The sequence below is a fragment of the Serratia silvae genome, assembly GCF_023282985.1.
Taxonomy (GTDB): domain Bacteria; phylum Pseudomonadota; class Gammaproteobacteria; order Enterobacterales; family Enterobacteriaceae; genus Chania; species Chania silvae.
Window position 1 is genome coordinate 1 of record NZ_JAGQDC010000007.1, and the last position, 15,710, is coordinate 15,710.

Sequence of the window (15,710 nt, forward strand, 5' to 3'; positions counted from 1 at the left end):
GTGGCGGACTCAGCCCGGAACAATTTGAAAACCAGACCCTCGCTTAGTCGTGTGTCCATTGTTAGTGGGTAAGATCACTTTGCGATAACAGGGCTACTTATCCCTCTGGCGTAATCCCTGAATATATCACGAATTATATTTACTTCTCTTTCTTTGAGGGTATAACCACATGACTCATCGTAATCAAGCCATCGAGGTAAACGCCGAGTCATAATATCGCCTTTTTTCACCATATTATCAAAACGCATCTCCCAGCCGCTGGTAGAACGCTCAGATTTTATTTTAGACTCGTTGTTTCCACGTTGGATAATCAACTCCATGATTATCTTAGAAAAAGGATCGTCATGTTTAAGTACTACAGGCGTACTCACATCATGGATATCACAGCGACTATTAACAATTTTGGGAATAGTAACCTCATCCCAAGCAGAACGACGTGATAGGCGGTCAAGGCTGTAGATGATTAGAGCATCCCCCTCACCTATAGCTCCAGAATCAACCAGTTCCATGAACTTACCAAGCTGGCCGTCAGTGATGTTTTTGTTTCTATATGCAGAAAGACCAACATCTGTCCAGTAAACAGGCTCACCTTCAAAAAGATGTTGCTTGTCTTTGAGGTATTGCTGAATTCTTGCTGTTTGCTCGTCTAAACCACTACCTTCAATTTGCTTTGCTTTTGATACGCGGGTGTAGATGTGGGGTCGTTTCTTGGTCATGACGAAGTCTCACATAAAGCATATTCTTATGTGTGAATTCTATCAGATAACCACGGTTTCGGCATTGCGCCACAGGAAGAGGATTTTTTGCGTAGTCATTTCGCGGAAAATGCACTCTTCTACCGCCAGATTAAACCAGGGATCGTAGGAATCAGAAATCAATAAACGTAAGGAATTCATGGCAGTCACCTCATCATGCAGGGCTGCCATAATACACCAGATAAGCGATTTGAGGCGTTAAATCCGGCGCGCCTGCCAGTATACCTTGCGCCAGTAAACGTTGTTGAGTGAGGAACGCGTCACGCCTTTGCTGGTAGAAGCATGAATAAACTCGTCGTTGGTATCGTAGATCCCAACATGCAGGCCATTCTCTCCGCTGCCGGTTTTAAAGAACACCAGATCACCCGGCATCAACTCATCGCGCGAGACTTTGGTCCCCAGTCCGGTCTGCTGCGCCGTGGAGCGCGGTAATTGCATATCAAAGCGGTCGCTGAAGGTACGATAGACAAAGCCGGAACAGTCTACGCCGCCGCGATCCAGCCCGCCGTAGCGATACGGGGTGCCATACCATTGGCGCAGTTGTTCATTTAATTGCGCTACCACCACGATGGAATCGGACAAACGACCACTCGGCGGCGGCGCATGGCTGCTGCAACCGGCAAGAATTAAACTGGCTAATAGAAACCATACGCGCATCGCATTATATCCTTCACTTGAACACCTAACCGGATCAACCGCCTGCGGTATTTCACCACACCACCCCAGGTAATGAGAATGCTGTTTGGCGTTAATTTATCGCTCAAGATAAGAAAAAGGCAAGTTTTGTGCACGAGATATTAGAATCTACAGCATTTTTTCCGCTATTAACTGTTTTTTTCCGCTCGATGGCTGTTGATCAACCAGACGCCGAACAGAATAAACAGCGTCCCCAGCGTTTTGAGCAAGGTGGCTGATTCATTAAACCAGGGCAGGATCACCGCCGCCAGGTAAACCAGCGCATAACTGACGCTCAACAACGGATAAGCCCGGTTCAGTGGCAGATAATTCAGCGCGAAGAACCAGCACAGCATTGATAATGCATAGCCGAAGATGCCAACGACCACCGCTATCAAGGCCATTCCATACTGGTTGAGTAACGGCCAGGTAACATCGGCAAAGGACAACAGCGGGATTTGTCCCATGCCCCATTTCATCAGCAACTGGGCCAACGTCACTAACAGAACGCTACCCGCGCCCCAAAGATAACCTTTCATGATTGCAGACTCATCAGCAGGATCCCCAGCATGATCGACGCCACGCCGCACCAGTGACGCACCGTGGTCGGCTCGTTAAACAACCAGCGCGCCGCCAACGTCACCAGGACAAAATTGAGGCTCAGCATCGGATAGGCCAGGCTGAGCGGCAGACGCTGCAACACATTTAGCCACACCAGCATGCCCAGCCCCATTAGCAGCACCGCCAGCGCCAACCAGCGCAGCGTTAAAGCCCGCCGCCGATCGCCAGCCTGTTGCCAGGTAAGGGCAGCCTGTTTCTGACACAGCTGCCCCGCACAGGTGAACAGGCTAACCAGGATCACCAATAAATACGCCATCATGGTTGCTGCTTATACCATACCAATGCCATGCGATGCATCTCGACCACGCTGTCTGGCGGTGGCAAATCTGTCGGCACGTGCTCACCACGGGAGAGTTGCATTACCAGTGACACATCCCCCTGTTTACGAGCCTGAGCCAACCAGCCAGCAAAATCTTCCTCACCGATATAGTGTTCTCGCGCATCGGGATAGGCCAAGCCATAAGTGAGCTCGCCTTTTTCACCGTACATCAGCACATCGCTGCGCTTCAGTTCCCAGGCCAGGCCAGCGGCGATACCCACGCGATCGGCCAACACAAACTGGCTCTGGCTGAGCGTGGCGATATTGTCACGAATGAAGTTTTGCGGCTGCTTGGAGTCGATCACCTGCTGTGGGATAGCGTAGCCGATCAACAGACAAAGCAGCAGCGGGCAGGCGGCCGCCCAGGTCCAGCGTTTCGCGTTATCACGAGCGGAAATCACGGCAAACAGCAGCCAACCACCAAAGGCAATCAGACCGAGCACGATTTTCGGCCACTCATCGGCAGTAAACAGATGTACTTTATGTAACATACCGGAGCCGATCAGCAACAACGCGATAATGCCAATCAGACCAAACAGGCCATTCAGTAGAGCATTCACCTTGAAGACCCGAGTACGTAACTGCCCTGCGCAATCCTCGGCGTAAGCCGCCATCAGCAGTGCCAACGGCGCCATGCAAGGCAGAATATAGGTAGGCAGCTTGCCTTTGGCGATGCTGAAGAAGATCAGCGGCATCATCACCCAGCTCAACAGGAAAAACAGCTCCGGGCGTTGCGCACGCTCACGCCATCCCTTGAGCAGGGAACCAGGCAATAACCCCAACCACGGCAGTACCGCAGCGATCAGGATCGGGATGTAATACCAGAAGGGTGCCTTATGCTGGGCATTGTCTTCGGCAAAGCGCTGAATATGCTCCACCCAGAAGAAGTAGTTCCAATAGTCCGGCTCGCGTTGGGCCACCGCCAGCGCCCACGGCAGGCTGAGCAGTACCGCCACCACGATCGCCACTGGCCCATAGCAGAACAGATCTTTAACTTTACGCTGCTGAATAACAATGGGGATAACGGCAATCACCGGCACCGCCAGCGCCAGAAAGCCTTTGGTCATAAAACCCATGCCACAGGCCAGCCCGAGCAACACATAGCCCCCCAGCTTACCTTTGGCGGTGGTGGCTTTCAGCGTCAGATAATAGCTGACCATGGCTGCCGTCAACCACAGCGAGATCATCGGATCGAGGACGCTGTAAGTGCCGATACTGAATACCAGCACCATCGACAGGAAGATCAGCACCGCCAGATAGGCACGACGCGCATTTTTCCACATCAGCCAGGCCAGAGCAAAGACCAGTAAGGCAGTCAGGCCCGTGCTGAATATCGAGCCAAAGCGCACGGCAAAGTTACTATCGCCGAACAACCACTGGCTAATGTTGTTAAACCAGTAACCGGCAACCGGTTTTTCAAAATAGCGCAGGCCGAGCAGGTTAGGCACTACCCAATCTCCGCGCGCCAGCATTTCACGGCTGATTTCGGCGTAGCGGGTTTCATCTGGCTGCCACAGCAACCGCCCATTCACCGGCAGCAGATACACCAGGGCAAAAAAAATGGCCAATACGATGGCCCAGGATCCTTTCAACGCTTTCATGAAACCTTTTCTCCCCCAACTTCGGTTTGATAACCCAACCAGCCTTCTCGGCCAGGAAATGGTGCGCGTATAATGCGGCCTAGCGGCAGTGATGACACGTCTTGGGGCAGTAACGCGCTCAGCGGGCAGAACTCGATACCTTGCTGTTTTGCACGCTGTAACAACTGTTCGAACATGGCCGACTGCGACATACCTTCCACCTCGGTATGTATGGTGTACACTGGCACCCCACCATCGTTTTCTATCGCTCGCAGAATATAATCATTGAAATCCGCCATGCTGGTTTCACGGCCAATCACCTCATCAAAGGTGGGGAGCGTCACGGGGATTTGCACCGTGCCCGGCTGGCCGTTCTCTAATAGCGGACGGAACGGATGGGTGCCACGGCAATCGCTGTTATACTCGAAACCAAAACCTTGCTTAACCTCCACCACGCGCTGATCGGCACGCCACCCCGCCACCGCCGAAAATCGGACCGGTTGACCGATTGCATTGGCCAGTGCATCAACGCCCAACTGAACCTGACGCGTCAACTCGGGTTTGGACCACTGCCCCACCTTGGCCTGCCACCCTTGATGATCCCAGGCATGCAACCCTACTTCGTGGCCCATCTCCAACGTGCGCTTCATCAATGGCCCCAAAGGTCGGGAAATATTCCGCCCAGGCCACGCGGTCCCCGCCAGCAGGATATCCCAACCGTACAGAGACGCCGCCTTGGAACGCAGCATTTTCAGCAGGAATTGGGGACGAAGCAGGCGCCACAAGTGGCGCCCCATGTTGTCCGGCCCGACGCTGAAGAAGAAGCTGGCCTGAATATCGTATTTGGCAAACAGTTCCAGCAGGCGCGGCACCCCTTCACGGGTACCGCTAAAGGTGTCTACATCAACTCGCAGGCCGACCTTCTTCATGCACCATCACCTTCCTTTACCGTAGTACGCAGGAAGTAGTCCAGCGTCTCGGCAACGGTTTGCTGCATGGCGATCGTCGGCTGCCAGCCCAGCAGGCGGCGCGCGTTCTTGATGCTTGGTGTACGGTGCTCAACGTCCTGATATCCTTTGCCGTAGTAGCTGCTGCTTTCCACGTCCTTGAAACCGGCAAACGGCGGGAAATTGCCGCGCAGCGGATGCTCATTGAAGCTGGCCAGCAGCATTTCCGCCAGCTCACGAATACTGGCTTCGTTGGTCGGGTTGCCGATGTTGACGATCTGACCATCACATTGACCGTTGCGGTTTTCAATAATGCGGTACAGCGCTTCAATACCATCGTTGATATCGGTAAAGCAACGTTTCTGCGCCCCACCGTCCACCAGCTTGATCGGTGAGCCTTCAACCAGGTTCAGGATCAACTGGGTGATCGCACGCGATGAGCCGATGCGCGCCGCATCCAGGTTGTCCAGGCGTGGCCCCATCCAGTTAAACGGACGGAACAGCGTGAACTTCAGGCCTTCTTTAGCCCCATAAGCCCAGATAACCCGGTCCAACAGCTGTTTGGAGACCGAATAGATCCAGCGCTGTTTGTTGATTGGCCCGACGATCAGACGCGAAGTGTCCTCATCAAACTCTTTATCGTCACACATGCCGTAAACTTCGGAGGTGGACGGGAAGATGATGCGTTTGTTGTATTTCACGCAGTCGCGAACGATTTTCAGGTTTTCTTCGAAATCCAGCTCGAACACGCGCAGCGGATTGCGGGTGTATTCGATCGGTGTGGCGATCGCCACCAACGGCAATACCACGTCGCACTTCTTGATGTGATATTCGATCCACTCGGAATGAATGCTGATATCCCCTTCCACAAAGTGGAAGCGCGGGTTATCCAGGAAACGGCTGATTGCATCAGAGCCGATATCCAGGCCATAGATATCGTAACGATCTTCGCGCAGCAGGCGTTCGGTGAGATGGTTGCCGATAAAGCCGTTAACTCCCAGGATCAGCACGCGGGTCCGGCGCTTCATCACCGAGCTTGGCTTGGCAGCCAGACGTACGTCGCTCACCATGCCCATTTCCGCTGCCAGGCGGTTGCCTTGCACATACAAACCAGACTCGCTCTGGCCAGCCACGATTTCCAGCGCCCCTTCACCACAGGCAATCACCAGTGGGGTGGTGCTCAGCACCGTACCAGGCTGCTTATCATGCGCGGTATCCAGCACGCGTGCGCGCCAAACAATCACCTTGCGCTGGCCCAGATAGCTGAAGGCGCCCGGATAAGGTTCGGTGACAGCTCGCACCAGGTTGTTGATTTCATGAGCAGACTTGTGCCACTGGATCTCACCGTCGGCAGCAGTACGGCGGCCAAAATAGCTGGCATCCGCTTCGTTTTGCTCAGTTAAGCTAGCCGTGCCGTCTTTCAGTTTCGGCAGTTGTTCTTTCAAGACGATCTGCGCCGCTTCCAACACTTTTTTGTGCAGCGTCAGCGCGGTGTCCTGCTCGGAAATCGCCACTTTATGCTGACCAACGATATCGCCGGCATCCGGACGTTTGACCATCTTGTGCAACGTGGCACCGGTTTCGGTTTCGCCATTCACCAGCGCCCAGTTGATCGGCGCGCGGCCACGGTAGCGTGGCAACAGTGAACCATGCAGGTTAAAACCACCTTTTGGAGCCAGAGAAAGGATCTCATCGCTCAACATATTGCGGTAGTAGAAAGAGAAAATGATATCCGGCTGCAGCTCACGGATACGCTCCACCCACAGCGGATGATTGACATCTTCCGGCGCATACACCGGCAGCTCCAGTTCGGCGCCCTGGCGAGCAACGGAAGAGAAGAAGTTGTTTTCACCTGGATCATCGGTATGGGTAAATACGGCCTGTACGTCATAGCCCGCTTCTGTCAGCGCTTTCAAGCCTGCGCAGCCGATATCATGGTAAGCAAATACAATAGCTTTCATCATTCTTCTTCCTGATTATTTTGGGTTGGTTTTGCACCGACCACTTTCTGGACAAAATAGCGGGGACGAGCACGGACGTCGTTATAAATCCGGCCGATGTACTCCCCTAACAATCCCATACCGACAAACTGTGCACCGATAAAGGTGAATAACACCGCAAACAGCGTGAACACTCCGCCTGCCGCCCATTCCGGCCCCAGGACCAAGCGCAGCACGATCAACAACACCGCCAGCACGAAGCCCGACAGCGCAATCACGCTGCCCACTACGCTGAGTAGACGCAACGGCGTGGTAGTCAGGCAGGTGATCAGGTCATACATCAGGTTGATCAGCTTCATCAGGCTATATTTGGAGTCACCGAACTCGCGTTCAGCGTGACGCACCTCGATCTCCGTGGTACGGCGAGCAAAGGTGTTGGCCAGGATCGGAATAAAGGTGCTGCGCTCATGGCAGTGCAGCATCGCCTCAATGATATGGCGGCGATAGGCACGCAACATGCATCCATAGTCGCCCATGGATTTACCGGTCGCGCGCTGGATCATCATATTAATCATGCGGGAGGCCGTCTTGCGGAACCAGGAGTCCTGACGGTTGGCACGCACGGTCCCCACCACGTCATAACCCTCTTCCGCGACGCTGACCAGACGGGGAATTTCCTCCGGCGGGTTTTGCAAATCGGCATCCAGGGTGATCACCAGATCGCCACTGACCTGATTGAAGCCCGCCATGATGGCGGAATGCTGGCCGTAGTTACGGTTCAGCAGCACGGCAATAATGCAACTCCCCGGTTGTTCCGCCGCGGCGGTCAGCATGGCGGCAGAGTTGTCGCTGCTGCCATCGTCAATCAGAATAATTTCATAAGGTTGCAATAGTTGTTTACAGGCGGCGGTGGTGCGCTCCAACAAGGCAGGTAAACTCTCCTGCTCGTTGTACACCGGGATCACCACCGAAACTTTGCTAATAGGTTCAGCGCGAGACACGGGAAGACTCCAATACGGAAGACAAGGCATTGACCACGCGATCGACATCGGCTTCGGTCATATCTGGGAACAGCGGTAAAGTGCACAGGCGTGCCGAGTTCCATTCGGTATTGGGCAGTGACAGCTGTGGGTAACGTTCGCGGTAGAATTTTTGCGTATGGGCGGCGCGGAAATGCAGACCGGTGCCGACCCCAACTTCTTTCAGCCGTTCCATCAGTTGATCGCGCCCAATGCCGCAACGTTGTTCATCAACACGCACCATAAACAGGTGCCAGGCGTGATCGTGCGGATAATCTGGTAACCCCAACGGCTGGAAAGGCGAATCTTGCAGCGCGGCCAGGTAACGTTCCGCCAGCACCTTGCGCCGGGCGTTCAACTCTGGCAAACGCGCCAGCTGCACCACAGCGATCGCCGCATGAATATCTGACAGGTTGTATTTGTAGCCAGGTTCAACCACTTCTGCCTGCGGCTTACGCCCCTGCAGTTGGCGGTCAAAAGCGTCAACGCCCAGGCCGTGGAACTTCAGGCAGCGGACGCGATCGGCCAGTTGATCGTCATCGGTCGCGATCAGGCCGCCTTCAGCACAGGTCAGGTTTTTGATGGCGTGGAAAGAGAAAATGGCAGTACCCCGCGCGCCCACCCATTCACCATCGAAACGGGTGCCTACGGCGTGAGCCGCATCTTCAATCAGGGGGAGGTTGTGGCGTTCAGCCACTGCGCGCAGCTCATCCATCGGTAATGGTGCGCCCGCATAGTGAACGGGAATAATCGCTTTGGTACGTGGGGTGATGGCCGCCTCAACATCGGCTGCACTGACCATCAAAGTGTCCCGGTCAACATCGATCATCACCGGCGTAGCGCCAAGCAATTCGATCATGTTGAGGGTGGAAACCCAGGTTTGTGAAGGGGTAATGATTTCATCCCCTGGCCCGATATCCAGAGCCATCAGAGTGATGTGCATCCCCGCCGTTGCAGAGCAGACGGCAACCGCATGCTTGCAGCCGAAAGTTCGGCAAAACTCGCTTTCCAACTGCTGATTTTGCGGCCCGGTGGTGATCCAGCCAGAACGCAACACCTTTTCTACCGCCGCAATTTCTTCATCCCCAATTGCCGGGCGTGAAAAAGGCAGGAATTGATCCATAATTAAACCCCAAACGTCTCGATTTTCTTTAAACTACTGTAAGACTTTTACATTTAACGAATAGTAAACGTCGCAAAGAATGATCACTGGTGGATTAACTGCCAATGTACTTGGGCAAGCTTAACTAAACCTTAAGGGAGAAATTATTATCAGGAAACCTTCTGTAAAACTTCTTCATCAAGGAACCAATAATTAGTTGCATAATCATTGAGTTATGCAGTTATATTTTTTTACTTATTTCTTTTCAACCCGTTCAGCGTAGCAGGTAATCGTGGATTTTCCATCTTATTTTGTGAGATTACCCGCAGGATTTGTACCCTTATTGGGTAATTATATCGATCACGTTTACTTTTCGTTTAATCTCCGTTTTATCGGTTAAAAAACGTCTAAACATCGCTAGGCTGTTTTAGTCATAATCCAGCGCTGTTCTCCCACCGCCTGCAGATGAAAATCCACGTCATATACCTTGGATAATAACCCCGGCTCCATTACCTCGTGGGTGCCCCCCTCGGCGACCAACCGTCCTGATTGCAGCAACCAGACCCGATCGGCCTGTTGCAAGGTATGATTGAGATCGTGAGCACAGACCAGGGCGCTGCGGCCACTTTGGCAAAATTCGCGCAGCAGGCGATCGAGCGCCACCTTTTGCGCCACATCCAGACTGTTGGTCGGTTCATCGAGCAGCAGTAATTGGCTAAGCGGGTTGACCGTCGGCCAAACCTGTAACAACACTGCGGCCAGCCGCACCCGTTGCCATTCCCCCCCGGAGAGTTGAGTCAACATGCGGGATAATTTATCCGCCAGCTTTAGGCTACGTGCCAAATACAGGATGGCTTTTTCCAGCTCGCTTTCTTCCGCCTCGGCGGGCTGATGTAAGGCGAGATATTGAAATACCGGCATTAGCGCAACCGGAGGCTGCTGCTGACACAGATAAGCCCGGTGCCTTGCCAGTTCATTCCCCGTATACGCTTCCAGTAAACGCCCAGACAGCCGAACTTCGCCAAGCCCTGGCAACATTCCCGCCAATCTGGCCAACAACGTGCTCTTACCTGCGCCGTTAGGGCCGATCAGGTGCACCTGCAACCCAGCGGCGATCTGCCCAGAAAACGGCACCAATCGCCCTTCTACCCCTACCTCACTGAGTTGCAGCATGGTTCTGTTCGCTCCTTTACTTGGCCAAAGCCTGTTTGATGGCCTCGGACACCTGTGGATCTTCCGGCGTCATATCCGGCGAGAAGCGTTGGATCACCTGACCATCACGGCCAATCAAGAATTTCTCAAAGTTCCACAGGATATCGCCGGTGTGCTTCGGCGCACGGTCTTTGCTGCTCATCCGCTCCAGGAAACCACTGCCTTCTGGTACGACGGCCTCTGGCTGTACGGCAATCAGTTCCCGATAAAGCGGATGGCGACCTTCACCATTGACTTCGATTTTGGCAAACATTGGGAATTGGACGCCAAAGGTGCCACGGCAAAACGCCAGGATCTCTTCATTGCTGCCCGGTTCCTGGCCAAGAAACTCATTGGAGGGGAAGCCCAACACCGCAAAACCCTGCTCACGCCAGGTTTCATAAAGCTTTTCCAGACCTTCGTATTGCTTGGTCAGGCCGCATTCCGACGCTACGTTGACCACCAGCAGCACCTTGCCAGCATAGGCGTTCAGCGTGGTAGATTGGTTCTCAATGGTTTGCAGGGGAATGGCATAAATGGGGTTGCTCATCAGATGTTTTCCTTTGGTTTTATTTGCAGGTGAGACAGAAAAACGCCGCCGGGCATTACCGGCAGCCGGTTTACCTTACGCTTTTTGTCCGCGCCAGTAACCAGATAAAAAGAGGAGCTCCCAGCGTTGCAGTGACCACGCCGATGGGTAATTCCGCCGAAAACAGCGCAATCCGCGCCACCACGTCCGCCACTAACAAGACGCCCGCGCCTGCCAAGGCGCAGCCTGGCAGCAGGTAACGTTGGTTGGTCAAACCACTGAGGCGCAAAATATGCGGGATCACCAGGCCGATAAAGCCAATCACGCCCGCCAGGGCCACGCTGGTGCCCACCAGCCAGCCGATGGCCAGCACCAGCAGATTACGCCATACGTGCAGAGAGAGGCCCAACTGCCGGGCCTGCATTTCGCCAAGCGCCATCAAGTTCAGCACCTTGCCTTGTGCGCATAGCCACAGCAGCGCCGGCAACAGGGCTAACAACAGCCATTTCTGCCGCCAATCCACCCCGCCGAAACCACCCATCATCCAATACATCAGTTGCCGCAGGTCGAGGCTCGAACTGAAATACACGGCCCAGGTCATAATCGCGCTGCACACAATCCCCAGCGCTACCCCCACCAGCAGCAAACGTGCGTTGCTCAACCGGCGACGGCGGGCAAAAATCAGCAACAGGAAGGTCATCACCAGGGCGCCAGCGATGGCGTTCATGCTCATCAGTGCTACCGGCAGCAGGCCGTTGCCGAACAGCACCGTCAGCACCAGCGCCACTCCGGCACCGTTGGATACGCCAAGCAGTCCAGGCTCCGCCAGCGGGTTCTCAAACAGGGCCTGCATCGCCGCACCGGCCACCGCCAGGCTTGCCCCCACCAGCATCACCGCCAGCGCCCGTGGCAGGCGCAATTGCCAGACAAACAGCTGTGCAGGCTCACTCAACCACTGCGCAGGCCAGATCCACAGATCCCCGGCGCTCAGGCTGAAGGCAAATGCCAGCACGACGCCCAGCGTCAGCCAGGTCAAATAGCGTTTATCGCGGCGGTGTTGATGCTGTTGTAACAAAGTGAAGGTCTGACTGCTCGGCATAACTACACAACTTCCCTACTGGCCGATAGCGGCCTGAAAATAACGTCTTGCAGCAAATAGTAGGAGGTTCGGGCGCTTAGGGGAAGGACTGAGTCATCGAATGGTTGGGAAAACAGCGGCTGGCATTGCCGGTCATCGGTGCAATGATGGCAATAGACCGGAACAGCATGCAGCGCTGGCCCAGTGAGGTTGATAAACTGGCTAAAGAAAAAGGCCGCTTGCGCGGCCTTTTTGGCGTTGTGTAACCTACTCTTTCGGGCTGGCGTTCTCCACCCGGCTTTTCAGTTTCTGTCCCGGACGGAAAGTGACCACGCGGCGCGCCGTAATCGGAATGTCCTCACCGGTTTTCGGGTTGCGTCCCGGACGTTGGTTCTTGTCTCGCAAATCAAAATTGCCAAAACCAGACAGCTTGACCTGTTCTCCGTTCTCCAGAGCTCGACGGACCTCTTCAAAGAACAGTTCTACCAGGTCTTTGGCATCCCGTTTGCTAAGCCCTAGCTTCTCAAACAGGTGTTCTGACATTTCAGCTTTAGTAAGCGCCATAGGTTCAATCCCTCAAGGATGCTTGGAATCGCTGTTTTAGAGCCTCTACACATTTTGCAACGGTAGCGGCAATCTCCTCTTCTTCCAGTGTACGGGCGGTATCCTGCAACACCAGACTGATAGCCAGGCTCTTATAACCCTCAGCTACGCCCTTGCCACGGTACACATCAAACAAGTTTACGCCAACTACCTGATTTGCGCCAACTTTCTTACACTCTGCCAAAATATCTTCTGCGGCGACGTTTTCAGCCACTACGACGGCGATATCGCGGCGGTTTGCAGGGAAGCGAGAAACCTCACGGGCTTGAGGCACGGCGCGGCTTGCGAGCTTGTTCCACTCCAATTCAAATACCACAGTTCGGCCGTTAAGATCCAGTTTACGCTCAAGTTCTGGGTGAACCACACCGATGAAACCGACACGCTCGCCGTGTAAATAAATGGCCGCACTCTGCCCAGGATGCAGGGCGGGATTGGACTCTGCCTTGAACTGAATTTCGGATAATTTACCGGTCAGCTCCAATATCGACTCCAGATCCCCTTTCAAATCATAGAAGTCCACCGGCTTTCTTGCCAGATCCCAATGCTCATCATGGGTATGCCCGGCAATCACGCCAGCCAGCATGACATCCTGGCGGATACCCAGATTTGCCGCAGTATCAGGGACAAAGCGCAGCCCGCTCTCAAACAGGCGCACCCGAGTTTGCTGGCGATTCTGGTTGTAAACCACCGCCGAGAGCAGGCCGGTCCACAGTGACAGACGCATCGCGGACATCTCTACCGAGATCGGGCTTGGCAGGATCAGGGCTTCTTCACCTGGGTGCAGCAACGCCTGCACTTTCGGGTCAACAAAACTGTAAGTAATTGCTTCCTGATAGCCATGATCGACCAACATGGTCTTCACGCGCTTCAGGGTCAGATCGGATTCGCGGTGTTTGGTCATCACCAGATCGGCACGTACTGGCACATCCGGGATGTTGTTGTAGCCATAGACACGGGCCACTTCTTCCACCAAATCTTCTTCGATCTCCATATCGAAACGCCAGCTTGGTGCCACCGCCAGCCAGTTGTCGCCCTGTTCGGTAACCTGGCAACCCAGGCGGCGCAGAATATCGCTCACCTGTTCGCTTGGCACCACGTGGCCAATCAGGCGATCCAGCTTTTCACGACGCAGCGCAATGGTGGCACGCTTGGGTAAGGTGCTCTCATCGCTAACGTCAATGATTGGGCCAGCCTGACCACCGCAGATATCGATCAGCAGGCGTGTGGCTCGTTCCATCGCTTTATGTTGCAGTGCCGGATCTACGCCACGCTCGTAACGATGTGAGGCGTCGGTATGCAGGCCATGACGGCGAGCGCGGCCTGTAATCGACAGCGGGCTGAAGAAGGCGCACTCCAGCAGCACATCCTGGGTTTCGTCATTCACGCCAGAGTGCTCACCACCAAAGATCCCCCCCATGGCCAACGCTTTTTGCTGATCGGCAATCACCAGTGTGTCTGCTTGCAGTTTGGCTTCGTTACCATCCAGCAGGCGCAGGGTTTCACCTTCGTGAGCCATACGCACCACGATACCGCCCTCAATACGATTGAGATCGAAAGCGTGCATCGGCTGACCCAGTTCCATCAGCACGTAGTTAGTCACGTCAACCACGGCATCAATCGAGCGAATACCGGCGCGGCGCAGCTTCTCACGCATCCACAACGGTGAAGGGGCCTTTACGTTGATGCCTTTTACTACACGTCCAAGATAACGTGGGCAGGCCTGAGGGGCTTCTACACGGATTGGCAGTGTGTCGGTGATGGTGGCGGCAACCGGGCTCATATCCGGCTCGCTAAGCGGCAGTTGGTTCAGCACGGCAACGTCGCGCGCTACGCCAATGATGCCCAGGCAGTCAGCACGGTTCGGCGTGACGCTGATTTCGATCGCGCTATCGTTCAATTGCAGATAGTCACGGATATCGGTACCGATCGGCGCATCTGCCGGCAGCTCAATGATGCCATCATGATCGTCTGAAATTGCCAGTTCGGAGAACGAACACAGCATGCCTTCAGAAGGCTCGCCGCGCAGCTTGGCCGCTTTGATTTTGAAGTCGCCCGGCAACACTGCCCCGACGGTAGCAACGGCTACTTTCAGGCCTGCACGACAGTTTGGCGCACCACAAACGATGTCTAACAGGCGTTCACCGCCCACATCGACTTTGGTGACGCGCAGTTTGTCGGCGTTCGGGTGCTGACCGCACTCCACCACGTGGCCGACGACCACGCCGTTGAATACGCCAGCCACCGGCTCAACGCCGTCTACTTCCAGGCCTGCCATGGTGATTTGATCGGATAATGTTTCGCTGCTGATGGCCGGGTTTACCCACTCGCGCAACCAGAGTTCACTGAATTTCATGTGATATTCCCGCCTTACTTAAACTGTTTGAGGAAACGCAGATCGTTTTCGAAGAACGCACGCAGATCGGTAACGCCATAACGCAGCATCGTCAGACGCTCCATCCCCATGCCGAAGGCAAAGCCGGAATAGATTTCCGGATCGATGCCCACGTTGCGCAGTACGTTCGGGTGCACCATGCCGCAACCCAACACTTCCAGCCACTTGCCGTTTTTGCCCATCACATCCACTTCGGCAGAAGGTTCGGTGAACGGGAAATAGGAAGGACGGAAGCGAACCTGCAGGTCTTCTTCAAAGAAGTTGTTCAGGAAATCGTGCAGCGTCCCTTTCAGATTGGTGAAGCTGATGTCCTTGTCGACAATCAAGCCTTCCATCTGGTGGAACATCGGAGTATGCGTCTGATCATAGTCGTTACGATACACGCGGCCCGGCGCGATGATGCGGATCGGTGGCTGCTGATTCTTCATAGTGCGGATCTGCACGCCAGAGGTCTGGGTGCGCAGCAGGCGCGTCGCGTCAAACCAGAAGGTATCGTGATCGGCACGCGCCGGGTGATGGCCAGGGATGTTCAGCGCGTCGAAGTTATGATAGTCATCTTCGATTTCCGGGCCGGTCTCTACCGAGAAGCCCAGTTCGCCAAAGAAGGTTTCGATACGATCGATGGTGCGAGTAACCGGGTGCAGGCCCCCGTTCTCCAGGCGACGCCCCGGCAGCGAGACATCGATGGTCTCCGCCGCCAGACGTGCGTTCAGCACTGCAGATTCCAACGCGTTCTTACGCGCGTTCAGCGCATCCTGAACTTCCTGTTTTGCCTGGTTGATCACCGCCCCGGCTGCCGGGCGATCTTCCGCTGGCACTTCACGCAGGGACTGCATCTGTAAGGTAAAATGACCTTTCTTGCCAAAATATTCGACGCGTACCAAATCCAACGCGGCAACATCTTGGGCATCTTCTACGGCTGCCTTGGCGTTGGCAACCAGCTCTGCGAGATGTGACAT

The 15,710-nt window shown here is 54.6% G+C and carries 15 protein-coding genes and 1 pseudogene; all 16 read right to left on the reverse strand.

The genetic code is table 11. The features are described from left to right. Positions 1–74: 74 nt before the first annotated feature. Positions 75–716 carry a recombinase family protein gene (locus tag KAJ71_RS10400; protein ID WP_248945647.1) on the reverse strand — a complete coding sequence of 214 codons (642 nt, stop codon included), beginning with the start codon at positions 714–716 and terminating at the stop codon, positions 75–77. Between the two features lie 45 nt (positions 717–761). Next, positions 762–896 (reverse strand): annotated as a pseudogene (lplA, locus tag KAJ71_RS10405) (lipoate--protein ligase LplA); the annotation flags it as partial. Positions 897–953: 57 nt separating this feature from the next. Continuing rightward, positions 954–1,412 (reverse strand): NlpC/P60 family protein, encoded by a 459-nt coding sequence (locus tag KAJ71_RS10410; RefSeq protein ID WP_021178133.1) that lies wholly within the window; start codon positions 1,410–1,412, stop codon positions 954–956. 167 nt (positions 1,413–1,579) lie between these two features. Beyond that, positions 1,580–1,969 (reverse strand): 4-amino-4-deoxy-L-arabinose-phosphoundecaprenol flippase subunit ArnF, encoded by a 390-nt coding sequence (gene arnF, locus KAJ71_RS10415; RefSeq protein WP_248945648.1) that lies wholly within the window; start codon positions 1,967–1,969, stop codon positions 1,580–1,582. Then, positions 1,966–2,310, reverse strand: a complete 345-nt coding sequence (gene arnE / locus KAJ71_RS10420) for a 4-amino-4-deoxy-L-arabinose-phosphoundecaprenol flippase subunit ArnE (protein ID WP_024486713.1) — start codon at positions 2,308–2,310, stop codon at positions 1,966–1,968. The genes arnF and arnE overlap by 4 nt, the downstream gene beginning before the upstream one ends. Beyond that, a complete protein-coding gene (gene arnT, locus KAJ71_RS10425; RefSeq protein ID WP_248945649.1) occupies positions 2,307–3,971 on the reverse strand; it encodes a lipid IV(A) 4-amino-4-deoxy-L-arabinosyltransferase in 1,665 nt (554 codons plus the stop codon). The genes arnE and arnT overlap by 4 nt, the downstream gene beginning before the upstream one ends. Further along, positions 3,968–4,879, reverse strand: a complete 912-nt coding sequence (arnD, locus tag KAJ71_RS10430) for a 4-deoxy-4-formamido-L-arabinose-phosphoundecaprenol deformylase (RefSeq protein ID WP_046808198.1) — start codon at positions 4,877–4,879, stop codon at positions 3,968–3,970. The genes arnT and arnD overlap by 4 nt, the downstream gene beginning before the upstream one ends. Next, the gene (gene arnA, locus KAJ71_RS10435) at positions 4,876–6,858 is read right to left on the reverse strand and encodes a bifunctional UDP-4-amino-4-deoxy-L-arabinose formyltransferase/UDP-glucuronic acid oxidase ArnA (protein ID WP_248945855.1); all 1,983 of its coding nucleotides are present in this window, start codon (positions 6,856–6,858) and stop codon (positions 4,876–4,878) included. Before arnA ends, arnD begins: the two co-directional genes overlap by 4 nt. Beyond that, positions 6,858–7,838 (reverse strand): undecaprenyl-phosphate 4-deoxy-4-formamido-L-arabinose transferase, encoded by a 981-nt coding sequence (gene arnC, locus KAJ71_RS10440; RefSeq protein WP_098931300.1) that lies wholly within the window; start codon positions 7,836–7,838, stop codon positions 6,858–6,860. The genes arnA and arnC overlap by 1 nt, the downstream gene beginning before the upstream one ends. Further along, positions 7,825–8,979 (reverse strand): UDP-4-amino-4-deoxy-L-arabinose aminotransferase, encoded by a 1,155-nt coding sequence (gene arnB / locus KAJ71_RS10445; RefSeq protein ID WP_248945650.1) that lies wholly within the window; start codon positions 8,977–8,979, stop codon positions 7,825–7,827. Before arnB ends, arnC begins: the two co-directional genes overlap by 14 nt. A gap of 396 nt (positions 8,980–9,375) precedes the next feature. Beyond that, complete coding sequence (gene btuD / locus KAJ71_RS10450) at positions 9,376–10,131, reverse strand: vitamin B12 ABC transporter ATP-binding protein BtuD (protein WP_248945651.1); 756 nt, start codon at positions 10,129–10,131, stop codon at positions 9,376–9,378. Positions 10,132–10,147: 16 nt separating this feature from the next. Beyond that, the gene (locus KAJ71_RS10455; protein WP_248945652.1) at positions 10,148–10,699 is read right to left on the reverse strand and encodes a glutathione peroxidase; all 552 of its coding nucleotides are present in this window, start codon (positions 10,697–10,699) and stop codon (positions 10,148–10,150) included. Positions 10,700–10,769: 70 nt separating this feature from the next. Further along, positions 10,770–11,777: a vitamin B12 ABC transporter permease BtuC gene (gene btuC / locus KAJ71_RS10460; protein WP_024485858.1), complete on the reverse strand. Its 1,008-nt coding sequence runs from the start codon at positions 11,775–11,777 to the stop codon at positions 10,770–10,772. A gap of 246 nt (positions 11,778–12,023) precedes the next feature. Next, positions 12,024–12,320 (reverse strand): integration host factor subunit alpha, encoded by a 297-nt coding sequence (ihfA, locus tag KAJ71_RS10465; protein ID WP_004943604.1) that lies wholly within the window; start codon positions 12,318–12,320, stop codon positions 12,024–12,026. Between the two features lie 4 nt (positions 12,321–12,324). Then, the gene (pheT, locus tag KAJ71_RS10470) at positions 12,325–14,712 is read right to left on the reverse strand and encodes a phenylalanine--tRNA ligase subunit beta (protein WP_248945653.1); all 2,388 of its coding nucleotides are present in this window, start codon (positions 14,710–14,712) and stop codon (positions 12,325–12,327) included. Positions 14,713–14,726: 14 nt separating this feature from the next. Further along, positions 14,727–15,710, reverse strand: coding sequence for a phenylalanine--tRNA ligase subunit alpha (gene pheS, locus KAJ71_RS10475; RefSeq protein WP_021804595.1), 984 nt, complete (start codon positions 15,708–15,710; stop codon positions 14,727–14,729).